This window comes from Oryzibacter oryziterrae, from assembly GCF_021864535.1.
Taxonomy (GTDB): Bacteria; Pseudomonadota; Alphaproteobacteria; order Rhizobiales; family Pleomorphomonadaceae; genus Pleomorphomonas; species Pleomorphomonas oryziterrae.
Genome location: NZ_JAKJIC010000004.1, coordinates 139332 through 161826 on the forward strand (window position 1 = coordinate 139332; position 22495 = coordinate 161826).

Genomic DNA, 22495 nt, shown 5'->3' on the forward strand with positions numbered 1-22495 from the left:
TGGCCTTTGAAGTTGGCGGTGAGCTCGGCGATCTTGAGGCCGTTGTCGCGGAACACGGCGACGGCGCTGGCGATCTGCCCCACTTCGTCCTTGCGGTCGGTCCCGGAGACTTCGGTCGAGAAGTCACCATTGCGGATCTTGCCCATTACCTCGATGACACGCGCAAAACCGCGTGTGGTCTGCAGGGCGATGACGCCGCCGAGCGCAATTGCCGCCAGGAAGATGGCGCCGACGATGGCCAGCATCTGCCACATGCGCGCATTGATGCCGCTGATGCGGTCGTTGAGCATGCGCGCCATGTTGACGGCGCTGTCTTCCCAGAGGGCGGCCGAGGCCGAGCCGAGTTCGGCGCGCGCCACCTGCATGTCCGAGAGGTTGAGCGATGTGGGCGCTGCGCCGCCTTCGAGCTTGGTGACCAGGTCGAGCACGGCGCTCTGGAAATGTCCGGCCGCATCGGCGAAAGCCGTGCGCGAGGACTTCATGGCATCCGCCAGCTTGCCGTCGGCATTGCCGCGGAAGGCTGCGTCGAGGTTGGCCAGCAGGCTCGACTCGGCGTCTTCATAAAGCGCGATCTGGGCCCGGAGCGCGCCGACGTCCGCCGGCGTCACGTTGGACTGCACGCTGAGCTTCAGGAGAGAGCCCCGCAGCAGAGCCGTATGCTGGGCGAGATCGAGCTGGCCCGTCATCATGTTGGTCATGATGTAGAAGGTGTCGAGCTGCGGGTCGATGGTGAGCTGCGAGCCGTCGGCAATGGCGCTCATCAGGCCGCTCGCCTCGGAGATCAGCGGCGCCACGTCCTGGTCGGCCGGGATCGACGCATTCGGCCAGTTCAGCCGGTTGAGCTCGGCCAGGAAGCTGCTCGCCTTGGCACCGCTCTTGAAACTGTCGTCATAGGTGGCGCTGAGCGCCGCCAGATTGGGCGCGTCCTGCAGGAAGGTGGCCGGCGTTGCCCTGTTGTCGCCGACCGCGCGGGTGACGGAAATGGTCGACTGCCAGACGCCGCGGGCATAGTCGATGCCCGACAGCTCGCTGCGCGCCATGACGGCGTCCTGGGTGGACTGGGAAATGAACAGCCAGGCGAGCAGGCTGACCGGGATGACCATGAGCGCGAGGATCAGGCCGATCTTCGTGCCCAGCTTGAGCGAATTCAGGGACATGGGAGCGTTGCCTCGCAAGGGTTACGCAGCGATCGCCGGCAGGCCGGCAGACGGTGTCTGGTTGAAGAGATTTTCAAGGCTGAGCAGGACGACCATGCTCTCGCCGACCGGAATGATGCCGCTGAGGAAGGCCGAATCGACGGTCTGTTCCATGTCGGGCACCGGTCGGATGTCCACGGCATTGACAGTGAGAATGTCCGAGACGGCGTCCACCAGCAGGCCGACGATGCGGTCGTCGACGCTGACGATGATCACCACATGCGTCGCCGTCGCCTGGGTCAGGCCCCGGCCGAAGCGGCAGCGCAAGTCGAAGATCGGCACGATCGTGCCGCGCAGATTGAGAACGCCCAGCATGTAGTTCTGCTGGTTCGGCAGCACGGTGGTCGCCGTCCAGCCCTTGATCTCTCGAACCGCCATGATGTCGATGGCAAACTCCTCGTCACCGACGCGAAAGCTGATGAATTGCCGCGTCGCCGGGCTTGACGGTCCCGCGGTGGTCTCCGGGTTTTGCTGGTCCTGTGGGTCTGCCATGGGGATCTCCTTGGCGGGTCAGGCGACGTTGGCCAGCTCGTCCGTGAGGGACGAGGGGGCGTCAGTGTTGGGGAGTGGGGTTGGATGCGGCCGGTCGGCCAGCCGCGTCAGCTGCTCGATGTCGACGATCAGTGCCACGCGGCCGTTGCCGAGGATCGTGGCGCCGGAGATGCCGGCCACCGGATCGAAATTGTCCTGCAGGCTCTTGATCACCACCTGTTGCTGGCCGATCAGCTCGTCCACCACGACGCCGATCTTGGTGCCGTTGGCCTGTTCCACCAGCACCACCAGCCCGTTCCACGGCTCGCCGACGGCCTGCGGCACGCCGAACACCCGGGCAAGATGCACCAGGCGGACGAACTCGCCGCGGATCGAGGCCACCTCATAGCCGCCGGTCAGCGCCCGGATCTGGCCGCGTTCGGGGCGGATGCTCTCCACGATCGAGGTCAGCGGCAGGATGTATTTTTCCTCGCCCACCGCCACGATCATGCCGTCCAGCACCGCCAGCGTCAGCGGGATCACCAGCGTGAAGCGCGTGCCCTTGCCGAGTGTCGACTGCACCTGCACGCGGCCGCCGAGATTGATGATGTTGCGCCGGACCACGTCCATGCCGACGCCGCGGCCCGACACGTCGGTCACGGCGGCTGCCGTCGAGAAGCCCGGCGAGAAGATCAGCTCGTCGATCTCCTCGCCCGTCGGCTTGGCATTGGCCGAGACGATGCCCCGCTCGATCGCCTTGCGCAGCAGCCGCTCGCGATCGATGCCGGCGCCATCGTCCTCCACATGGATCAGGATGTTGCTGCCCACGTGTTGCGCCGAGAGGTGGATGGTGCCGTCCGGCGACTTGCCGGCAGCGATCCGCTCCTCGGTCGATTCGATGCCATGGTCCACCGCGTTGCGGATCATGTGTGTCAGCGGGTCGGCCAGTTCCTCGATGACGGTCTTGTCCACCTCGGTCTGCTCGCCGGACATTTCCAGATGCACCGTCTTGCCGAGCTTGGCCGACACCTCGCGCACCAGGCGCGGCATGCGGGCGAAGATGGATTTCACCGGCTGCATGCGGATGGCCATCACGCATTCCTGCAGCTCGCGCGTCAGCACGGCGAGGTCTTCAAAGCCCTGCAGCGTCTTGTGCCCGCCCTGGCCGACGTCATTCTCGTTGAACTGCTGCGCCAGCATGGCCTGGGTGATCACCAGCTCGCCCACCATGTTCACCAGCCGGTCGACGCGGGCCAGCTCGACCCGGATCGACGAGGCAACGCTCGCCTTCTGTTCGGCCTTTCCCTCCGGATGGGGCGCGGCGCGCTCGACCGTCGGCGCGGCCACTGGCACCGCTACCGCCGCCGGCGCAATCGTGACGGCCTGCGGCACCGCCTCCGGCGTCGCTTCCACCGCATCGGCCAGCGGCTCGATGATCAGCTCGCACTCGTCCTCGACGAATTCGAACACCTCGGCGATCGCCGCGCGCGGCTTGTCGGTGCGGAGCGTCATCGTCCAGCTCAGATAGGCCTCGTCGGTCTTGAGACCGGCGAGATCGGGCAGCCGCGAAGTGTCGCAGGCGATCTCGAGCGTCCCGAGCGTCTTCAGCTCGCGGATCAGATAGAGCGGTTCGTTGGCATGGCGGAACAGTTCGCTGTCCGGCCGGAACACGATGCGATAGCCTTGCGGCCCCGTCGGCGCCGCATCGGCCTTCGCTGCCGGCACCGGCGACGCTCCGCCGCTTGCGCCATCCATAAGGCTCTCAAGTTCGTCGCGCACATCCGCGCCGAAGGCCTCATCGGCGGTCTTGCCCTCGCGCACCGTATCCACCAGCGCCGCCAGCACGTCGCCGGCGGAGATCAGGCAGGGCAGGGTGCGTTCGTCGAGTTCGGCCTTGCCGTCGCGCAGCCGGTCCAGCAGAGCCTCGAACGTATGGGCAAAGCGTACCAGTCCGGTGTAGTTGAACGCACCCGCGCCGGCCTTGATCGAATGGACAGCCCGGAAGATGGCGTTGAGGCCTTCCACATCCTGCGTATAGGGATGCAGAGCCCCAAGCCTCTCCTCGAGGTCCACCAACAGTTCGGCGCATTCCTCGAAGAAGGTCTTGCGGAACTGGGCCAGTTCGTCGGATCCGAAGTTGGAACCGCTCATGGACGTCTCCCGATCAGGCTGGGCAAACCTTGTTGACGACTTGCAGCAGCTTGTCGGGGGCGAAGGGCTTGACGATCCAGCCGGTGGCGCCTGCCGCCTTGCCTGCCGCCTTCTTGTCCTCGCCCGACTCCGTCGTCAGGATCAGGATCGGCGTCGCGGCATGCGAGGGCTGCGAGCGGACGCGCTTGACCAGCGTCACCCCGTCCATGTTCGGCATGTTGATGTCGGTGATGATGAGGTCCACCTTGCCCGACTGCAGCACCGTCAGGGCGCGGACGCCATCCTCGGCCTCCACCACTTCGAAGCCCGCGCCTTTCAGGGTGTAGCTGACCATGTCGCGCATGGTCTTGGAGTCATCGACGGTAAGAATGCGCTTGGCCATCAGGCTCTGCTCCAGCTTGAAAGTTCCGATTGAAGTCCGAGGTCATCGAAGGCGGTCGTCAGCACCACGGACGGCTGAACCAGCCTGAGCCGTCCGCCGACGGCGCCCAGACTGCGTGCCAGCGCCACCAGAAGCTGTGCGCCCTGGGTGCCGATCCGCGTCACCGCATGCCCGTCGCAGACGAGTTCCGTCACCGGCTCGATCAGCGCTTCCATCTGGTCGCGCAGATCGGCGGCCGCGGCGCCGTCGAAGTTGGCCGGCAGCAGGATCGCCTCGGCGCTATCCGTCTCATCCCCTGTGGGCATGGTCCCCGTCCCTTGTTCACGGAGTCTCTATTCGTTGATTCAACGACTCCATGACGTGATATTTCGGCACACATTGGTTACTCAAGGATAAACCAATAAGTATTTCCGATATCTCCTGGGGTGATTAGGGGATTGTATCTTAGTAGTTAGAAGTGACAGGTTAGTAGAGAGTTCTGTTAATACGTTTATATGGAGTCATTAATTGATGGAGGAATTACGAGTTGATATAAATTGCGAGGAATTATGTGATGCATGCACGTATTTTGGGAGTCGCTTTGCGCTTTTCGGCAAGTCCTTGTCGAAACTGTCAGGGCGAGCAGGATCGCGCGCTCCGGCGGCGGTGCAGGAACGGGAAGCGTAGAACGGGGGTTATAAGTAGAAACGCTTATTTGGTGGGGGCGGCGCTGATGAGGGCTTTGGCCAGTCGTATTTCCTGAGTCTCACTCGATGGAATTCCCATCCGGATCAGGGTCGGGTCGTGCGAAAACGGACGCACCAACACACCCGCGGAGAGCAACTTCAACAAGATCGATTCCATTTGCGGATGTTTCACGAGGCGAAACAGGTGGGTACCGCCGACGGTTTCGAGGTCCGCCGCCAGCAGGATCTGGTCCAGCCGCGTCCCCGCCGCTGCAAGTTTGTCCCGGCAGTCCGTGAGCCAGTCCTGATCCCCAAGCGCTCTGGCGCCGATCGTCATCGCCGGTCCCGACACCGGCCAGGGGCCAAGCCGCGCCCTCAGCGCGCTCACCAGATCCGGTTGGCCCACGGCGAAACTGAGACGCAACCCGGCGAGGCCATAGGCCTTGCCGAAGGAACGGAGCACCAGCGCATTGTCCGGTCGCTGCAGGCTGAACAGGCTTGCCTCCGGCGTGAAGTCCATGAAGGCCTCGTCGACCACCATGCGTCCGCCATACTCCCCAAGCCGCTCCGCCATCGCCAGGAGCGCCGATGGCGCGATCAGCCGCCCATCGGGGTTGTTGGGGTTCACCACCACCAGCACGTCCGGCCGGCCGACGGCATCGAGATCGCCGACGACCCGCACCTCCGCCCCGGATACGCGCCAGCTGCGCTCGTGTTCGCTATAGGTCGGCCCCAGGATCTCCACCACCGTGGCGCCGAAGAGCTGCGGCAGGTGCGACAGCACGGGCTGCGATCCGCTTGCCGCCGCAATGCCGTCGCCGGCCTGAAGCCCATAGGCTTTGCGCGCTGCCTGAAGCAGTGTCGCCAACGCCCCGGCATCCGGCAAGCGCGTCCACACCTCGGCGGAAAGGTCCTCAACCGGATAGCCATAGGGGCTGATGCCGGTGGAGAGATCGATCCACGGCTCCGGTGCCTGAGGATAGAGCGCCCGGGCGCTTGCAAGATTGCCGCCGTGGGTCAATAAGTCGGCAAGATCGATCTCTTTGCTGGGCGGCGAACTTGCCATTGATTGTGACCTGGTCTCTGCTTCTGGTACTGGCGGCCATCCTGATCGATGCCGCCGTCGGCTATCCCTATGCGATCTATCGCCTGATCGGTCATCCGGTAACCTGGATGGGCCGCGTCATCTCCTGGCTGGACACGCTGTTCAATAGTCCCAAGGCGCCGGATCCCGCAAGGCGACTGATGGGGGTGCTGGCCGCCGTCCTCAACGTTGGCATCGCCGCCGCCGCCGGTCTCGGCCTGTCGGAGCTCTTGCGGGGCCAGCCCTGGTGGCTGGCACTGCCCATCCTCGCCATTCTTGCCTCGTCACTCGTTGCCATCCGCAGCCTCTATGATCACGTTGCCGCGGTGCGCGACGCCTTGCGCAAGCGTGGCCTCGTCGCCGGCCGTCAGGCTGTCGGGCAGATCGTCGGTCGCAATGTCGATAGCCTCGATCAGGCCGGCGTCTGCCGCGCCGCCATCGAGAGCCTTGCCGAAAGCCTCTGCGACGGTGTGGTGGCGCCGCTGTTCTGGATGGGCCTTCTCGGCCTGCCGGGCGCCGCCGCCTACAAGGCCATCAACACCGCCGATTCCATGATCGGCCATCGCAGCGAACGCTACCTCGCCTTCGGCTGGGCTTCGGCCCGCCTTGACGACCTGGCCAACTTCCTGCCGGCCCGGCTGTCGGGCTATCTCATCGTCCTCTCGGCCGCCGCCGTCGCCAAGGCCTCGCCGCGCAAGGCGCTGGAAGTGATGCATCGCGATGCCCGCAAGCACAAATCCCCCAACGCCGGATGGCCGGAAGCCGCCATGGCCGGCGCGCTCGGCCTGCGCCTCAACGGCCCGAAGTCCTATGGCGAGGAGCAGATCGACGACGTCTGGCTCGGCAGCGGTCGACCGATCGCCACCCCCGACGACATCCATCGTGCCCTGCAAGTCTATGCCCACGCCGTTCTGCTGCTGTGGATCTTCACCGCGCTGATTGCGCTGCTCCTGCTCATGGCGACGCGCTGATCGCCAGCAGCCGCTCGCAGTCCACATGCGTGGCGAGATGATCGGCCAGCCGGTCGAGCACGGCGTCCACGCGCCGCTCGTAGTCAAGGTCCGACGTCTCGGCCCCGATCCAGCTCAGCAACCGCCGCCGCTGGGCGTCATCTCCAAACAGGCCGTGGCAATAGGTGCCGACGATGCGACCGGTTTCCGACTGCGCCCCCTCGATCGTCCCGTCGATCCGCGCAAACGGCCGCTCGCGATCGGGGCCGCTCGTCTCGCCCACATGCATCTCGTAGCCGGCAAAAGGTGTCCCGTCGGGCAGCGACACGCCGAGCACCGGCGACAGCCGCTTGGTCCCGCCCATGCGCGTCACCACGTCGAGAAGTCCCAGCCCGGCGACGGCGGCAATATCCCCTTCCAGGTGGTCGGGATCTTCGATCCGCCGTCCCAGCATCTGATAGCCGCCGCACAGCCCCAGCACCTTGCCGCCGGCGCGCGCATGCGCCTTGATGTCCACGTCCCAGCCCTCGGCCTGAAGCGCGAGGAAATCGGCAATGGTGGATTTCGATCCCGGCAGCAGGATCAGCGCGGCATCGCGCGGCAGCGGCCGTCCGGGCTCCACCATGTCGACGGTGACGCCGGCCTCCTGCCGGAGCGGGTCGAGATCGTCGAAATTGGAGATGCGCGGCAGCACCGGCACGGCGATCTTCACTCGCCCTCCGCTGGAGGTCAGCGAGCGCAGGGCCACGGCATCCTCCGCCGGCAGCAGCGCCGCCTCGGCGAAATGCGGGATCACCCCGAGCGAGGGCCAGCCCGTGTGCGCCTCGATCGTTCTCAGTCCCTCGTCGAACAGGCGCACGTCGCCGCGAAAGCGGTTGATCAGGAAGGCCTTGATGCGGGCGGAATCGTCCTGCGATATCACGGCTCGCGTGCCCACCAGGCTGGCGATCACACCGCCCCGATCGATGTCGCCGATCAGCACCACCGGCGTCTCCGTGGCGGTGGCAAAGCCCATGTTGGCGATGTCGCCGGCGCGCAGGTTCACCTCCGCCGGCGATCCCGCGCCTTCCACCAGCACCAGTTCAGCCCCGTCGGACACGCGCGCGAAACTCTCCAGCACCGCCGCCATCAGTCCGGGCTTCATCGCCTGATAGTCACGCGCCTTGGCGTTGCCCAGCACCTTGCCCTGCACCACCACCTGCGCGCCGATTTCCGACTGCGGCTTCAGCAGGATCGGGTTCATGTGCACCGACGCCGCCACGCCGGCGGCCCGCGCCTGCAGCGCCTGCGCCCGGCCGATCTCGCCGCCGTCCGGCGTTGCCGCCGCATTGTTGGACATGTTCTGCGGCTTGAAGGGACGTACCTTGAGGCCCTGTCGGGCAAACAGCCGGCAGAGCCCGGCGACGATCAGCGACTTGCCGACGTCCGAACCCGTTCCCTGGATCATCAACCGACGTGTCATCAGAACTCGATTCCCGCCTGCGCCTTCACCCCGGCGCCGAAGTGATGCTTCACCTGGGTCATCTCGGTCACGAGATCGGCCATGGCGACGAGCTCCGGCTTGGCGTTGCGGCCGGTCACCACCACATGCAGATCGTCCCGTCGCCCACCCAGCGCCGCGAGCACCCTGTCGAGCGGCAGGTGCTCATAGCGCAGGGAGATGTTGAGCTCGTCGAGCACCAGAAGGCGCACGCCCGGATCGGCCATCAGCTCGGTGGCCTTCTCCCAGGCCCGCTCGGCCGCCGCCACGTCCCGAGTCTTGTCCTGCGTCTCCCAGGTGAACCCTTCGCCCAGCGTATGCCAGCTGACGCCGGGGAAGGTCTCAAGTACCTTGCGCTCGCCGGTCACCCAGCCCCCCTTGCCGAACTGGACGACGCCCACCCGCCAGCCGTTGCCGAGCGCCCTCAGCACCAGCCCGAAGGCGGCGGTGGACTTGCCCTTGCCGGGGCCGGTGTGCACCATCAGCAGGCCCTTGCTCTCGACGGTCTTCGAGGCCACTTCCGCGTCCTGAACCGCCTTGCGCTTGGCCATCTTGGCGCGGTGTTTCTCGGCGTCCTGCTCGCTCAAGGTGACACTCCGATCTCATGCGACATAACCGCGACATTGGCGCCGGTCCCGACGAGGGCGCGGGCGACCAAACCGTGACATTCACGCCGCCTCAGAGCATCCGCCGATCATGTTGAAGCAACATGGTCGAAAAGCGGATGCTCAAGTTATTGAATCTGGAGCGATTTCTGATCGAGCTGACGATCTCGTCAGGTCGGAAAGCGCTCTAGTGTGCCTCATCCCAGTTCTGCGCCGCCCTTGCGTCCACCTGGAGCGGCACGCTGAGGGTGATCACCGGATCGCAGGCCTTTTCCATCACCTGCCGCACCACGGGAATGGTGGCTTCCACCTCCGCATCGGGCACCTCGAAGATCAACTCGTCATGCACCTGCAGCAGCATCAATGCGGAAAGTCCTGCTGTCTCAAGGGCTTGATCCATGCGCGCCATGGCCCGGCGAATGATGTCGGCCGCCGATCCCTGGATCGGTGCGTTGATCGCCGCCCGCTCCATGAAGGCCCGCATCGACGGATTGGGCGAGCCGATCTCCGGATAATGCGCCTTGCGCCCGAAGATCGTTTCCACATAGCCCTTGTCGCGCGCTGTCTTCTTGGTGGACTCCATGTAATCCTTGATGCCGGGGAATCGCTCGAAATATTTCCGGATATAGGCGCCGGCCTCTTCTCTGGAAATACTCAACTGGTTGGCAAGGCCGAAGGCGGATATACCATAGATGATACCGAAGTTGATCGCCTTGGCCCGGCGCCGGACCATGGGGTCCATGCCCGCGATCGGCACGCCGAACATCTCCGATGCCGTCATGGCGTGAATGTCGAGGCCATCGGCAAAGGCTTGTCGCAGCTGCGGAATTTCCGCCACATGCGCCAGGACGCGCAGCTCGATCTGGCTATAGTCGGCCGAGATCAGCTTGCGTCCCGCCGGGGCCACGAAGGCGGTGCGGATCTTGCGCCCCTCTTCTGTGCGCACCGGAATATTCTGAAGATTAGGCTCTGAGGACGAAAGTCTTCCCGTCGTGGTCGAGGCGAGCGAGTAAGATGTATGCACCCGTCCCGTCACCGGATGGATATAGCCCGGCAGCGCGTCCGTATAGGTGGATTTGAGTTTTGAAAGTTGCCGCCAATCCAGAATTCTTCTGGGCAGTTCGTGGCCCTGATCGGCCAGTTCCTCAAGAATATCGGCTCCCGTCGCCCAGGCGCCGGTCTTAGTTTTCTTGGCGCCAGGCAGTCCAAGCTTGCCGAACAGGATGTCGCCGATCTGCTTGGGGCTGCCGATATTGAAGCTCTCGCCGGCAAGACCTTGGATGTCTGCCTCTATGCTTCCCATGCCTTGCGCGAAATCTCCGGAGAGCCGCGCCAGAATCTGCCGATTGACCTCGACGCCGCGCATTTCCATCTTCGAGATGATCTCGACCATCGGTCGCTCGAGCGTCTCGTAAAGCGCAGTCATTCCCTCCGCCACCAGACGCGGCTTCAGGATCATCCAAAGACGAAGCGTGACGTCCGCATCTTCGGCCGCATAGCGGGTGGCGCGGTCGATGTCGACGAAATCAAAGGTGATCGCGCCCTTGCCGGAACCGGCTACCTCCTTGTAGGCAATGGGTTTATGGCCGAGGAAAACCTCGCTCATCTCGTCCATGCCATGGCCCATGCGCCCGGCGTCAAGCGCATAGGAGATCAGCATCGTGTCGTCATAGGGGGCGACCGTGATGCCGATATTCTTGAGGATCACCCAGTCATACTTGACGTTCTGGCCGATCTTCAGGATCGAGGCGTCTTCAAGCACGGGTTTGACTGTGGCGACGAAGTCTTTCAGCGAGATCTGTCCGGGCACCAACCCGCCACCGAGGAGATCGCCGGCTCCGGACTTGTGCGACAGCGGCACATAGCAAGCCTTGCCCGGATGCACCGAGAAGGACGCCCCCGCAATCTCCGCCCGCATGGGGTCCAGCGATGTCGTCTCGGTATCAAAGGCAAGCCGCCCTGCCTCCCGCGCTTCCGCCATCCAGGCTTGCAGGCGGTTGAGATCGGTTACAGTCTCGTAAGCGGTGTGATCGATGGGAAGGGCGCGAATCCGGTCCGCCTCAGCGGTCGCCAACCCTTGCGGCGTGCCCACCCCGGTCGCCGCCAGAGACGGCGCAGCTGCGGCAGAACCCTTTGAAATATCTGCAGGATTGTCGGCAGCGGCGGACGCCTCCGCTATGGCCGGCGCGGCCCCTGTGCTGCCATCGCCCCCCTCGGACGCAGGAGGCCAGTGGGTGACCGTAACCGTTGTCGGGGTCACTTTCGACGGGTCCACACCCGTGGTGTCGGCCACGCGGCGTGTGATCGCGTTGAACTCCATCGCCTTGGTGAAGGCGATCAGCTTCTCCCCATCGGCGTCCCGAACCCCGAGACTTTCGATCGGGTGGTCCACCGGCACATCCCGCTTCAATGTGACCAGCCGATGCGATATCCGCGCCTGCTCGGCAAACGCGATCAGGTTCTCCCGCCGCTTCTGCTGCTTGATCGAAGGCGCATTGGCGAGCAGGTTTTCGAGATCGCCGAAGTCGGCGATCAACTGTGCCGCCGTCTTGAGACCGATACCGGGAACGCCGGGCACGTTGTCGACCGAGTCGCCGGCAAGCGATTGCACTTCAACGACCTTTTCGGGTGGGACGCCGAATTTCTCGACCACTTCGTCCGGACCGATGCGCTTGTCCTTCATGGTGTCGAGCAGCGTTACGCGCGGCCCGACCAGCTGCATCAGGTCCTTGTCGGAGGAGACGATGGTCACATCCGCCCCCGCCGCGGTCGCCTGTTCGGCATAGGTGGCGATCAGATCGTCCGCCTCGAAGCCGAGCTGTTCCACACAAGCCACGTTGAAGGCATGCACCGCCTGGCGGATCAAGCCGAACTGCGGCCTCAGATCGGCCGGCGGCTCCGGCCGCTGCGCCTTGTAGAGCGGATAGATCTCGTTGCGGAACGTTACCGACGATGCGTCGAAGATCACCGCCAGATGCGTCGGCCGCACGCCCGCCGCCGAATGCTCTGCCTCTTTCAGCAAGCGCCACAACATGTTGCAGAATCCCGACACCGCGCCGATCGGCACTCCGTCCGATTTGCGCGTGAGCGGTGGCAGCGCGTGGTAGGCGCGAAAGATGTAGCCGGAACCGTCGATCAGGAACACATGATCGCCGGGGCGAACGGGGCGTGAAGAGGAAGCTGAACTGGACATGGCCGGACTATGCCCCGCGATTGCTGCGATGGAAAGGGCGAGCCCTTATCCAAGCACGGTTGTCCGACGGATTCCGGCAGCAAGCCCCGACTTTCGGCGGGGATGACAAGGCGCCGCCGCTCTCCTTAAGAATTGCTGCAACAGCGAAAGCGCTCCGAGGGCCACATGAAGACCAACAGCGGCAACTTCTTCGAGGATTTCAAGGTCGGGCAGATCCTGCACCACGCAACGCCACGCACCGTGACGGATGGCGACGTTGCGCTCTACCAGGCGCTCTACGGCAGCCGGTTTGCTGTCCAGTCGTCGTCCGCCTTCGCGCGCGCCGTCGGCTATCGTCAGGCGCCGCTTGATGATTTGCTCACCTTCCATGTGGTCTTCGGCAAGACCGTTCCCGACATTTCCCTGAATGCCGTCGCCAATCTCGGTTATGCCGCCTGCCGCTTCCTGGCCCCGGTATTCCCCGGCGACACGCTCAACACCGTCTCCGAAGTGATCGGCGTCAAGGAAAACTCCAACGGCAAGACCGGCGTTGTCTATGTCCGCTCCACCGGCTCCAAGGATGACGGAACCGAGGTGCTCGACTATGTGCGCTGGGTGATGGTGCGCAAGCGCGACGAAGCCAGTCCGGCGCCCATGCCCGTCGTTCCAGTTCTGCCGACGGCCCTTGGCCCCGAGGCGCTGTGCTCCGGCCTTCCGCCCATTCATCCGCGCGGCTGGGATGATCGTCTGGCCGGTTCGGTGCATCGCTGGGGCGATTATCAGGTGGGGGAACGGATCGATCATGTCGACGGCGTGACCATCGAGGAAGCCGAGCACATGCTGGCGACCCGCCTGTACCAGAACACCGCCAAGGTGCATTTCAACCAGTTTGCCGAGGGTCAAGGGCGCTACGGTCGCCGCCTCGTCTACGGCGGCCATATCATTTCCATCGCGCGTGCCTTGAGTTTCAATGGCTTGGCAAGTGCCTTCCACGTGACCGCCATCAATGGCGGCCGCCACGTCAACCCCAGTTTTGCCGGCGACACCATCTTTGCCTGGTCAGAGATCCTCGACAAGGCGGATATCCCGGGGCGCGACGATGTCGGTGCCCTGCGGGTGCGCATGGTCGCCACCAAGGATCGGCCTTGTGCCGACTTCCCCGACAAGGACGAGGCCAGCAACTATCTCGACAAGGTCGTGCTCGACCTCGATCTCTGGCTGGCGCTCCCGCGCTGATCGCGCGGCGCCAGACGGGTCTTCGGCGGACCGGAGTCCGCCGGAGCCCTCAGGTTCATCAAGCTGCGGTCAGCGTGGCGAGGAAATTGTCCACCTCTCGGGAAAGGTCCTTGGAGTTGCCGAGAAGCGCCGACGACGCGTTCCGCACCTGCAGGGCCACGTGGCTGGATTGTTCGGCAGCCACCGACACGCCGCCGATGTTGGACGCGACGGCCGACGCACCTTGCGAGGCCATCTGAATGCTGCGGGAAATCTCCTGTGTCGCTGATGCCTGCTGCTCCACGCCCGTGGCAATGGCACGCGCGATTTCACTCAGCTCGTCGATGATGCCGGAAATCGAGCCGATGGCGGTCGCGCTGTCGGATGTGGCCGATTGGATCCCGGCAATCTGCTGGCCGATCTCACTGGTGGCCTTCGCCGTCTGCGATGCGAGCCCCTTCACTTCGGCGGCAACGACCGCGAAGCCCTTGCCGGCTTCCCCGGCCCGCGCCGCTTCGATGGTCGCATTGAGTGCCAGCAGGTTGGTCTGCTCTGCAATCTCCTGAATCAGGCCGACGATGGCACCGATCTTCTGCGAGGCTTCGGACAGAGAGCGAACCTTGGCAACTGTCTCCGTGGCGGCTACCACCGCCGCTGCTGCGCGGGCCGACGACAGATCGACCTGGCTGGATATTTCCTGCACGGAGTAGCTGAGCTCCTCCGTCGCCGACGCGACGGCCTGAATGGACGAGGATGCCTCTTCCGATGCCGATGATACCGATGTCGCCTGGATCGATGTTTCCTCGGCCGAGCCGGCCATGACATTGGCGGCTTGCTCAAGTTCATTGGCGTTCAGCGAGACATTCTCCACGATGCCGCCGACCGCAGTGCGGAAATGCGCTGCGATGGATTGCAGGGACGCGCGCTTTTCGACGAGCGCGCGAGCCTCCTGCTCCTGCTGCTCGTCCTCAAGGCGCAGCTTGGCGATGGCATTGTCCTTGAACACCGTCAGCGCCCGAGCAATCGCGCCCAGTTCGTCCTTGCGGTTCAGACCAATGATCTGAACATCGAGATTGCCATCCGCCAGCGCCAGCATCTCGCCAACCGACCGGCTGAGGCCGCGTGAAATGCTGAAGCCGATGTAAACGGAAAGAAGAACGGCTGCGAGGGCGATCAAGCCCGCAAATCCTGCCAATTCCCACAATCTGGTGGTCAGCGCCGAAATGCGCGCATCGAGGATGACCACCAACTGCTTGTTGGTTGTATGCCAGAGCTTGTCCGAGGCCTGGATGAGCGCGCGGCGCGACTCGCCAAGCGGCGCGATCAGCGATGCGACGTCTGTGGGAGAGGCGGAAAAGGCGGACTGCATCTTCTCTATCTTGTTCAGATAGTCGGTCGCAGCCGACCGGAAGGCCTCGAGATCGGGCGTGATGGCGGCGCGCTGATCGTGGCCGCTGTCATAGGAGAACACCGAATCCATCGAGGCATAGGTCCCCTCGACAGCCGCAGTGAGCTGTCCGGCGTGGATGGCTATGGCCTGCTTGGTCTCGTCGGAGGCCGAAGCTCCGATCTCATTGGTATGATCAAAGAGTTCCGAGGACTGGTTCACCACCATGGGCAGCTTTATGACAACGATGTCCATGGCATAGAAGCTGTCGAGATCCGGATCGAGGATGAGGTTCGATTCGTTGCCGACCGTTGTGATCAGATCAGACAGCGAAGAAAAGGCAGCCTCGGCGGGCGGCGTGATGCTTTTGACATCTGACGGCACCTGAGCCAGGGCATCAAGCACGGCCTTGGACTGGGCTTCTGCGCGAAGGTCCGCAGCCAGTTCCTTGCTGCTGTCCGCAAAGGCGGCGGTCGGCATGTCGCTTCCCGTGCCGCTGACCCGTTCGGCAAGGGACGGCAGCAGCGGCCAGACGGTGGCGAGGTAACGGGTCCCCAGTCGCTCCTTCTCAGCAAAGGCAATGTCCTTGTTGCTCTGCATCACGAAGACGTAGGCGAGGACAATGATCGGTATAATCAGCAGTCCAACGATCAGCCCAATCTTGCTGGAAACCTTCATTTGGCACCCCATCCGGCAGTGGATCGATTGCGATAGCGCACATCGATTGCTTCCAATGTTAACGAAGATAGCCATGCTTCTGTAAACATAAGCATAAAGGTCAATGGCGTTTTGTGGTATTCTGTTATGTTTTTTGACGATGGTGCCCGATGAGTTGACTTTGAATGGAAAAATCGGCGCGCGACGTTTTCGGTCAAGCTGTGGCGTGAGGGGGGAGCCCGAGCGAGGTGCCCTTCGGTCCGGACCGATATCAGCGCTGTGTCAGCTCTTGGCAGAGCATGTGCCGGACGGCGTCTTCCGCTGCCTGCGCCACGCGCTTGCGGTCCCCGCCACGCTCGAAGATGATCGGCTCGCCGAAGCGTACGGTCATGTCGAAGGCGGCCTCGGACAGGATGGTGCCCATGTGCGGCATCAAGTCCTCGCCGCCGATCCAGGCCAGAAGCGGCCGCCAGATCCGCCCAAGCGGCATTCCGTGCAGATGGGTATAGGCGATGGCAACCGGCTGCACGGTCACCCGTTCATGCGACGTGCCTTCAAGCGCGGCCCGCGCCGCACCGAACAGCGCTGACCGAAACGGTAGGACGCAGTTGCCGTCCGACGTCGTTCCCTCGGCGAACAGCACCAGCACTTCGCCGCCCAGCAGACGGTCGGCAATGGCCGCCGCCTGTTCGCCGGTCTTGCCGCGCCGGTCGCGCTCGACGAAGACCGAGCGCTGCAGCCGGGCAAGCCAGCCGAAGATCGGCCAGCCGGCCACGTCGCTCTTGGCGATGAAGGCCAGTGGCATCAGGGAGCTCAAGGCGAGAATGTCCACCCAGGAGCCGTGATTGGAGGCCAGCAGCAGCGGCCTGTCGGCAGCCACGGTGCCCTTCATGTGCACCCGGATGCCGAGGCAGGCCAGCAGCCCCTTGTGGAAAAGAGTCTGGACGCGACCGGCCAGCGACCAGCCGAAATGCCGGGCGGGCAGATAGATCGCAATCATGCAAAGCGCAGGCAGAGCGAAGCCGCTGAAAAGCACCACGGCCCGCAAACGCGCAAAGCTCACTGTCCGGGCTCCTCGCCCTTCGCGGTCTTCAGGGGGATGCCATAGAGTTCCAGGCGATGATCGACCAGCTTGTAGCCGAGCCGCCGCGCGATCTCTTCCTGCAACGCCTCGATTTCCGGGCTATGGAACTCCACCACTTCACCTGTCCTGAGATTGATCAGATGATCGTGGTGCTCTTCCGGCTGCAACTCGTAGCGCGACCGGCCGTCACGGAAGTCGTGGCGGGTGATGATGCCGGCGTCCTCGAACAGCTTCACGGTCCGGTAGACGGTGGAGATCGAAATGTTGCTGTCGATGGCCGAGGCCCGGCGGTAGACTTCCTCGACATCGGGATGGTCGTCGGCCCGTTCCAGCACCCGTGCGATGATCCGACGCTGCTCGGTCATGCGCATGCCGTGGGAGACGCAAGCCTCCTCAAGCGTTTCCTGCTTTGCCTCCTCGGCCATGGGACGGTCTCCCGATCGCGTCATCACTCTTGCAGATATTTCCAGTCCTCCGGCCAAACACCGGGAGAAGCTGGAAGCCTCGGAGCCCATCACCCGTCCAGGTTGGCTCCGCTGCCTTTCCCCTATGGGTTATGTGAGATCGGCGCGCATGACAAGAGCGTTGGAAGTGGTTCCGACGCCGGTGGCATAATAGTTCTTGCGCCGGCCAACCTCCTGGAACCCCAGGCGACGATAGAGGGCCAGCGCCGGCACATTGCCCTCGTCCACTTCCAGGAACACGGCGCCGATGCGATCGAAATAGAGCCGCCGCATGGCGTCTTCCATCAGCTTGCGCCCGAGGCCCTTGCCGCGCTGGCGCGGGTGGACGGCGATGGTCAGCACTTCCGCTTCGTCGCCAGCGGCCCGGATCAGGGCAAAGCCCACCGGGCGGCGGCTGCCGAACGGCGACCCGCGCTTGGCAACCACGGCGCGGACGCGACTGTCGGAGAGCAGCGATTCGATCTCCGCCGCTGCCCACCCCTTGTGGAAGGACGAGGCGTGGATCTCCGCGAGATCATCGGCGTCCGCCATCTTGGCGGCTTCGAGAACGGGAGGATAGGGATCGAACCAGATCATTGCAGCAGTCCCACCATGGGCAATTGGGGTTTGGCGTCGGGTGGACGGATGTAGAAGGGCTTGGGCGGGCTGGACTCCGGCTCAGCTGCGGCGGCAAGTCGCGCAAGCATCAGCGGGTCGAGCCCGTCGGCCGGGTCGGTCGGTGGCACGCGTCGTCCTGAGATCGCCGCCTGATGGGCGAGGATCGGCGCGCCGGAGCCGACCATCACGGCGACTGCGTCGCCGACCGTCGCCCAGACGGTTTCGGCATCTGCGGCAAAGGGGGCCATGAGCACGGCGCCCTTGCGGTCATGGAGTGCGGCGTAGAGTTCGCCCCGCCGCGCGTCGAGGGCAGCCAGGATGTGTCCCTCCGCCGGTTCGGTCAGCGACCGGGCCAGAATGGCAAGGCTGTCGACCCCGACCACGGGGATGCCGAGGGCCAGACCCAGCCCACGCGCCGCGGCGACCGCGATGCGGATACCCGTGAAACTGCCCGGTCCGACATTGACGCCGATGCGATCGAGCGCGCTGAGCGGAAGACCCGCCTCGGCCAGCGCGCGTTCCACCATCGGCATCAATCGCTCGGCGTGACCACGCTCCATGCGCTCGACGATCACATGCTCCACGCCGTTGCCGGAGAGGGCAACCGCGGTGCGATCGAGAGCAGTGTCGAGGGCGAGGGTCAGCATCAGCTTGCTTTAGTGGTTCGTCGGTTCACTGTCGAGGCGACATTTCGCCGGCTGGATTGATGAGCCGCATGGGTGAATTTGCCAAGAAATTATGAAGAACTAAGGACAACAACTGGTTAATGAATGGGCGGTCGCACGTCCGTTCCGGCGAAGATGAGGATTGAATGCCGCGCCCAGTCGCGGCAAAATCCGGGGCGCGTAAGCAAGAGTGAGGTTTGTCGTGTCGTTTGATCCGTGGTCAGGCAGTCTCAAGGATCTCGACCAGAGGTCGCGGGATATCTTCCGCCGTGTCGTCGACAGCTATCTCGAAACCGGCGAGCCGGTGGGCAGCCGCAATATCTCGCGCCTCCTTTCGGCACCGCTGTCGCCAGCGTCGGTGCGCAACGTGCTGTCCGACCTCGAGCGGGCTGGCCTGATCTATGCGCCGCACACCTCCGCCGGTCGCATGCCGACCGACCAGGGCCTGCGCTTCTTCGTCGACGCCTTGCTCGAGATCGGCGACGTCACGTCGCAGGACCGGGTCGAGATCGAAGCGCGCCTGCGGTCCACCGGCAACTCTGCCTCCATGGAGAACGTCCTCACCGAGGCGAGCCAGATGCTCTCGGGCCTGACGCGGGGCGCCGGCGTTGTGATGACGCCCAAGAGCGACATGCGGCTCAAGCACGTGGAATTCGTCCGGATCGAACCCACGCGCGGCATTGTCGTGTTGGTGGGGGAGAACGGCGTTGTCGAGAACCGCCTGATCGATCTGCCGCCGGGGCTTCCGGTCTCGGCGCTTGTGGAGGCGACCAACTTCCTCAATGCCCGTATCCGCAGCCAGACCCTTGCCGAAACGCGTGCCGATGTGGAAGCGCGGCTGGCCGCCCAGAAGGACGAACTTGACGAGCTCACCGCCCGCGTCGTCGACGCCGGCCTCGCCACCTGGTCCGCGCTGGAAGACAATCGCCCGCAGACCCTGATCGTACGCGGCCGCGCCAATCTGCTCGACGACGTCCGTGCCGCCGAGGATATCGAACGCATCCGCTCGCTGTTCGAAGAACTTGAGACATCGCAGGATCTTATCCATCTGCTCGGCCTCGCCGATGCCGGAGAGGGCGTGCGCATTTTCATCGGTTCGGAGAACAAGCTGTTCGGCCTGTCCGGCTCGTCCCTCGTGGTTTCCCCCTATCGGGACTCCGAGGCGCGGGTGATCGGCGTGGTCGGCGTCATCGGTCCGACACGGCTCAACTATGCGCGCGTCGTGCCCATGGTCGACTATACCGCCAGGATCGTGAGCCGAATGCTGGGCTGACAAGCGCGATTTGCGCGATCAAGGCTTGATTTTCTGCGCCCGAACCCTCAAATCCCGGTCACGTTTGCAAGCGGGCCCGCGTGGCCCGCGGAAGACCCATGAGGAAGTGATGTCTGACGAAGTGACGAGCGAAACTGCCGGACCCGCCCAGCCGGAACTCGATCCGGTGGTCGACCAGGGGCTCCAGCGCATCGCCGCCCTGGAAAAGGAAACGGCCGATCTCAAGGACCAACTGCTCAGGACGTTGGCCGAGATGGAAAATCTGCGCCGCCGCACCGAGCGCGAGATCGCCGATGCGCGCGTCTATGCGGTCACCAACTTTGCCAAGGATATTGTCAATGTCGGCGACAATCTCGCCCGTGCCGTTGGTGCGGTCGATGCGGACGCCCGCGCCGGTGCCGGCGAATCACTGACGGCGCTGCTCGATGGCGTCGAGATGACCGAGCGCGAGCTGGTCAAGACGCTGGAAAAGCATGGCGTCCGCAAGCTCGACCCCAAGGGCGAGAAGTTCGACCCCAACTTCCATCAGGCCATGTTCGAAGTGCCCGACACCACGGTGCCGAGCGGTACCGTCGTGCAGGTGGTGCAGGCCGGCTTCAAGATCGGTGATCGCGTGCTGCGTCCGGCGCTGGTCGGTGTCGGTCGCGGCGGTCCGAAGCCGGGCGCTGCGGACGTGCCGCCGCAGGATGGCCAGCGCCTCGACAAGACCGTTTGACGCTGGTGCCGGCCGCCATGGGAAACGGCGGTCGGCTTTCAGCTCTCAGATGCCTTACGCCCTTGACGCAGCAGGGAAATGTACAATGTGTACAATTGACTGCCGTCTCGGGTAGAGGTGTCATCCTGAAGGGCTCGGGGCGGTGGCCCCTGGCCAAGTGATTATTCAAATAAGCGTTTTCACGTAATTTTCCTTGCACACTCCCGCGGAACCATCCTATTGTCCGAACGTCCGGGGAGGGGTTGCCACCCGTGTCGAATGAGCCGGAACGGACTACTGTGCTGCCTGTGCCGGTAGTGGCTCATGTCGATGCCGAGGTGTTGCGAGCGCGCTGGAATAGCCCTCGCTCCAAGTCGTGGCCCCGATGGGCCATATCGCAACGCCTGACGCATCTTCCGGTAATTCTCTTGAGTTTCAGCGGATTAAGACTCCGTTATCGTACAAACTGTATACAAGTGACTATGCTTGGCTTTGGGCACGCCTCCATGTGGAGATACGAGGCTGTTCTTGGGAAAGCGCCGATAGTGTCTGTCGCTTGGAGGGGGCTGGTCGTGGCTTTGGGCTGCGGTCGGTTATGGCAGGGTGACGCGGGATGGTCGTACGTTCGTCGAGTTTGCAGCATGAAGTGTCTGGCAGGGAGACGCCCTTTGCCAGCGGCATTGCCTTCAAGTTTCTCTCAGTGATCGGCCTTGCGGTGGCAGTGATGGGGCTTGGCACCATGATTGCCCTCTATCAGTTCCGCTCGAGCCTTCTGGATGGCCAGGCCAGCGCCTTGCGCATGGAAGCGCGCGTTGTGGCCCAGATGGCGGCCCCGGCCATGGGGGGCGCATCGTCCACATCCCTGGCCGCGCCGGCACCCAACTCCAACGCGTTGGTGATGCTGTTCGACGCGGCCGGCAAGCCCGTCGGAGCGAGCAGCAAGCTGCCCTCCAAAGACGTTGACGGCGCGGACCTTGGGTCCCAGCTCCTCTCCTCCGGTGCCAATGGACACGACCTTTTCTTCGAAATGCCGGATGCGCACGGTGGAACGGTGCTGATGGCGGGCCACGCCTTGGCGCTTGCCGGCGGTGCCGGCTTCGCACTGGTGGCCGAGCCCGCCAGCGGCGTCAACGCCACCGTCCTGCGCATCGCTGTCTTCCTGTCGCTGATCTGCGGACCGCTGATGCTCGGCTTTGTCTACTACGCCTGGCATCTCGGCAACGGCGTCAGCCGCTCTCTGGGATCGCTGACCAAGGTTGTCGGCGAGCTTGCCGCCGGCAATGTGGACGTTGTGGTCAGTGGGCAGGAGCGGTCCGACGAAGTGGGGCTGATTGCCCGCTCCATCGGCGTGTTCCATCTTTCCATGGCCGAGAATGCCCGCCTGAAGGCGATCGAGGAAGAGCGCGCCGAACAGCAGCACGAGCGCGCTCTGCGCTTCGAGCGCACCGTGGCCTCCTTCCGCAAGGAAGTGGCCCAGGTCGTCGGCTTCGTGAAGTCCAGCGCTTCGGGTCTTACGGCCACGGCCGATGAGTTGTCCCGCACGTCCGAGGCCTCTCGCTCTTCGGCGCGTCAGGCGGAGGCCACCGCTGAGCGCGACAGCGAGCATGTGACCACGGTGGCCCACTCGACGCAGGAGCTCGATCACTCGGTCAACGAAGTCCGCGAGCAACTGGAAGCGGCAAGCCGACTGACCACCGACGGCGCCCGGCAAGGGCGGTCCGCCCGGCAGGGGGTCGAGAAGCTCGCCGGCAGTGCCGAACGCATCGGCAGCGCCATCGACCTCATTCGGGCCATCGCCAGCCAGACCAATCTTCTGGCGCTCAATGCCACCATCGAAGCGGCCCGCGCCGGCGAAATGGGCAAGGGCTTTGCCGTCGTGGCCAATGAGGTGAAGGCGCTTGCCGGCCAGACCGCCAAGGCCACCGACGAAATCGCCGCCTATGTCACGGAAATCCAGGGCGCCACGGCAAGCGTCGTGTCCGAGATCGGCGCCATCACAGGCACGCTCGATACCATCGAGAACTCCACCTCCTCCGTGACAAACGCCATGGAGCAGCAGTCGCAGACCACCGCCGAGATTTCTCGTCGCGCCATTGCGGTCGCTTCGGGTGTCGAGGAGCTGCAGGACACCATCGCCGGCGTCGCCGGTGCGGCTGAGCAGACCGCCTCCGTGGCGTCCAGCGTCAACGAGATGGCCAAGGACCTCCTTGACGCCGCCTCGACGCTGGATGAATGCATCAGCGAGTTCGTGCGCGACGTCGCCGCCTGACCGACACCTTCATCCGCAAAGCAAAACGGCCAGA

18 protein-coding genes and 1 pseudogene are annotated in these 22495 nt (G+C 64.2%); 5 read left to right on the top strand and 14 right to left on the bottom strand.

Annotated features, from left to right (window positions below; translation table 11 throughout):
- Positions 1-53: 53 nt before the first annotated feature.
- From L2I41_RS21670 to cobD, 6 genes and pseudogenes are all read right to left on the bottom strand, one after another.
- Positions 54-1157: pseudogene (locus L2I41_RS21670) on the bottom strand (HAMP domain-containing protein); the annotation flags it as partial.
- Positions 1158-1178: 21 nt separating this feature from the next.
- Positions 1179-1688 carry a chemotaxis protein CheW gene (locus tag L2I41_RS06450; protein ID WP_237152696.1) on the bottom strand — a complete coding sequence of 170 codons (510 nt, stop codon included), beginning with the start codon at positions 1686-1688 and terminating at the stop codon, positions 1179-1181.
- Between the two features lie 18 nt (positions 1689-1706).
- Entirely contained in the window at positions 1707-3818 is a 2112-nt protein-coding gene (locus L2I41_RS06455; RefSeq protein WP_237152697.1) for a chemotaxis protein CheA, read from the bottom strand.
- A 13-nt stretch (positions 3819-3831) separates the two neighbouring features.
- A complete protein-coding gene (locus L2I41_RS06460) occupies positions 3832-4200 on the bottom strand; it encodes a response regulator (protein WP_237152698.1) in 369 nt (122 codons plus the stop codon).
- Positions 4200-4505: an STAS domain-containing protein gene (locus L2I41_RS06465; RefSeq protein ID WP_237152699.1), complete on the bottom strand. Its 306-nt coding sequence runs from the start codon at positions 4503-4505 to the stop codon at positions 4200-4202. The genes L2I41_RS06460 and L2I41_RS06465 overlap by 1 nt, the downstream gene beginning before the upstream one ends.
- Before the next feature lie 385 nt (positions 4506-4890).
- Positions 4891-5931: a threonine-phosphate decarboxylase CobD gene (gene cobD, locus L2I41_RS06470; protein WP_237152700.1), complete on the bottom strand. Its 1041-nt coding sequence runs from the start codon at positions 5929-5931 to the stop codon at positions 4891-4893.
- Between cobD and cbiB the strand changes: the two genes are divergently transcribed.
- Complete coding sequence (gene cbiB, locus L2I41_RS06475) at positions 5925-6920, top strand: adenosylcobinamide-phosphate synthase CbiB (protein ID WP_237152701.1); 996 nt, start codon at positions 5925-5927, stop codon at positions 6918-6920. The two genes, cobD and cbiB, sit on opposite strands and share 7 nt — an antisense overlap.
- Here the strand turns inward: cbiB and L2I41_RS06480 are convergent.
- The 3 genes from L2I41_RS06480 to polA all read right to left on the bottom strand — a co-directional run bounded on the left by L2I41_RS06480 (position 6904) and on the right by polA (position 12177).
- Positions 6904-8361 (bottom strand): cobyric acid synthase, encoded by a 1458-nt coding sequence (locus L2I41_RS06480; RefSeq protein WP_237152702.1) that lies wholly within the window; start codon positions 8359-8361, stop codon positions 6904-6906. The two genes, cbiB and L2I41_RS06480, sit on opposite strands and share 17 nt — an antisense overlap.
- Positions 8361-8966 carry a cob(I)yrinic acid a,c-diamide adenosyltransferase gene (gene cobO / locus L2I41_RS06485; protein ID WP_255720129.1) on the bottom strand — a complete coding sequence of 202 codons (606 nt, stop codon included), beginning with the start codon at positions 8964-8966 and terminating at the stop codon, positions 8361-8363. Before cobO ends, L2I41_RS06480 begins: the two co-directional genes overlap by 1 nt.
- 205 nt (positions 8967-9171) lie before the next feature.
- On the bottom strand, positions 9172-12177 hold the full coding sequence (gene polA / locus L2I41_RS06490; protein ID WP_237152703.1) for a DNA polymerase I: 3006 nt from the start codon (positions 12175-12177) through the stop codon (positions 9172-9174).
- Positions 12178-12342: 165 nt separating this feature from the next.
- Here polA and L2I41_RS06495 point away from each other — a divergent pair, with 165 nt between their 5' ends.
- Positions 12343-13392, top strand: a complete 1050-nt coding sequence (locus tag L2I41_RS06495; protein WP_237152704.1) for a MaoC family dehydratase — start codon at positions 12343-12345, stop codon at positions 13390-13392.
- Between the two features lie 58 nt (positions 13393-13450).
- Here the strand turns inward: L2I41_RS06495 and L2I41_RS06500 are convergent, their stop codons facing one another.
- The 5 genes from L2I41_RS06500 to tsaB all read right to left on the bottom strand — a co-directional run bounded on the left by L2I41_RS06500 (position 13451) and on the right by tsaB (position 18207).
- Entirely contained in the window at positions 13451-15436 is a 1986-nt protein-coding gene (locus L2I41_RS06500; protein WP_237152705.1) for a methyl-accepting chemotaxis protein, read from the bottom strand.
- A gap of 250 nt (positions 15437-15686) precedes the next feature.
- Entirely contained in the window at positions 15687-16478 is a 792-nt protein-coding gene (olsA, locus tag L2I41_RS06505) for a lyso-ornithine lipid O-acyltransferase (RefSeq protein ID WP_237152706.1), read from the bottom strand.
- Positions 16475-16924 carry a Fur family transcriptional regulator gene (locus L2I41_RS06510; RefSeq protein WP_237152707.1) on the bottom strand — a complete coding sequence of 150 codons (450 nt, stop codon included), beginning with the start codon at positions 16922-16924 and terminating at the stop codon, positions 16475-16477. The genes olsA and L2I41_RS06510 overlap by 4 nt, the downstream gene beginning before the upstream one ends.
- 129 nt (positions 16925-17053) lie before the next feature.
- The gene (rimI, locus tag L2I41_RS06515; RefSeq protein WP_237152708.1) at positions 17054-17539 is read right to left on the bottom strand and encodes a ribosomal protein S18-alanine N-acetyltransferase; all 486 of its coding nucleotides are present in this window, start codon (positions 17537-17539) and stop codon (positions 17054-17056) included.
- A complete protein-coding gene (gene tsaB, locus L2I41_RS06520) occupies positions 17536-18207 on the bottom strand; it encodes a tRNA (adenosine(37)-N6)-threonylcarbamoyltransferase complex dimerization subunit type 1 TsaB (protein ID WP_237152709.1) in 672 nt (223 codons plus the stop codon). Before tsaB ends, rimI begins: the two co-directional genes overlap by 4 nt.
- 220 nt (positions 18208-18427) lie before the next feature.
- Here tsaB and hrcA point away from each other — a divergent pair, with 220 nt between their 5' ends.
- The 3 genes from hrcA to L2I41_RS06535 all read left to right on the top strand — a co-directional run bounded on the left by hrcA (position 18428) and on the right by L2I41_RS06535 (position 22461).
- Positions 18428-19498 (top strand): heat-inducible transcriptional repressor HrcA, encoded by a 1071-nt coding sequence (gene hrcA, locus L2I41_RS06525; RefSeq protein ID WP_237152710.1) that lies wholly within the window; start codon positions 18428-18430, stop codon positions 19496-19498.
- 109 nt (positions 19499-19607) lie between these two features.
- Complete coding sequence (grpE, locus tag L2I41_RS06530; protein ID WP_237152711.1) at positions 19608-20213, top strand: nucleotide exchange factor GrpE; 606 nt, start codon at positions 19608-19610, stop codon at positions 20211-20213.
- A 592-nt stretch (positions 20214-20805) separates the two neighbouring features.
- Positions 20806-22461, top strand: coding sequence for a methyl-accepting chemotaxis protein (locus L2I41_RS06535; protein WP_237152712.1), 1656 nt, complete (start codon positions 20806-20808; stop codon positions 22459-22461).
- The last annotated feature ends 34 nt before the right edge of the window (positions 22462-22495 follow it).

Excerpts from the sequence above, each read along its gene's own strand:
- L2I41_RS06450 (WP_237152696.1), bottom strand. The coding sequence starts at position 1,688 with ATGGCAGACCCACAGGACCAGCAAAACCCGGAGACCACCGCGGGACCG.
- L2I41_RS06455 (WP_237152697.1), bottom strand. The coding sequence starts at position 3,818 with ATGAGCGGTTCCAACTTCGGATCCGACGAACTGGCCCAGTTCCGCAAG.
- L2I41_RS06460 (WP_237152698.1), bottom strand. The coding sequence starts at position 4,200 with ATGGCCAAGCGCATTCTTACCGTCGATGACTCCAAGACCATGCGCGAC.
- L2I41_RS06465 (WP_237152699.1), bottom strand. The coding sequence starts at position 4,505 with ATGCCCACAGGGGATGAGACGGATAGCGCCGAGGCGATCCTGCTGCCG.
- cobD (WP_237152700.1), bottom strand. The coding sequence starts at position 5,931 with ATGGCAAGTTCGCCGCCCAGCAAAGAGATCGATCTTGCCGACTTATTG.
- L2I41_RS06480 (WP_237152702.1), bottom strand. The coding sequence starts at position 8,361 with ATGACACGTCGGTTGATGATCCAGGGAACGGGTTCGGACGTCGGCAAG.
- polA (WP_237152703.1), bottom strand. The coding sequence starts at position 12,177 with ATGTCCAGTTCAGCTTCCTCTTCACGCCCCGTTCGCCCCGGCGATCAT.
- L2I41_RS06495 (WP_237152704.1), top strand. The coding sequence starts at position 12,343 with ATGAAGACCAACAGCGGCAACTTCTTCGAGGATTTCAAGGTCGGGCAG.
- L2I41_RS06500 (WP_237152705.1), bottom strand. The coding sequence starts at position 15,436 with ATGAAGGTTTCCAGCAAGATTGGGCTGATCGTTGGACTGCTGATTATA.
- L2I41_RS06510 (WP_237152707.1), bottom strand. The coding sequence starts at position 16,924 with ATGGCCGAGGAGGCAAAGCAGGAAACGCTTGAGGAGGCTTGCGTCTCC.
- rimI (WP_237152708.1), bottom strand. The coding sequence starts at position 17,539 with ATGATCTGGTTCGATCCCTATCCTCCCGTTCTCGAAGCCGCCAAGATG.
- tsaB (WP_237152709.1), bottom strand. The coding sequence starts at position 18,207 with ATGCTGACCCTCGCCCTCGACACTGCTCTCGATCGCACCGCGGTTGCC.
- grpE (WP_237152711.1), top strand. The coding sequence starts at position 19,608 with ATGTCTGACGAAGTGACGAGCGAAACTGCCGGACCCGCCCAGCCGGAA.
- L2I41_RS06535 (WP_237152712.1), top strand. The coding sequence starts at position 20,806 with ATGGTCGTACGTTCGTCGAGTTTGCAGCATGAAGTGTCTGGCAGGGAG.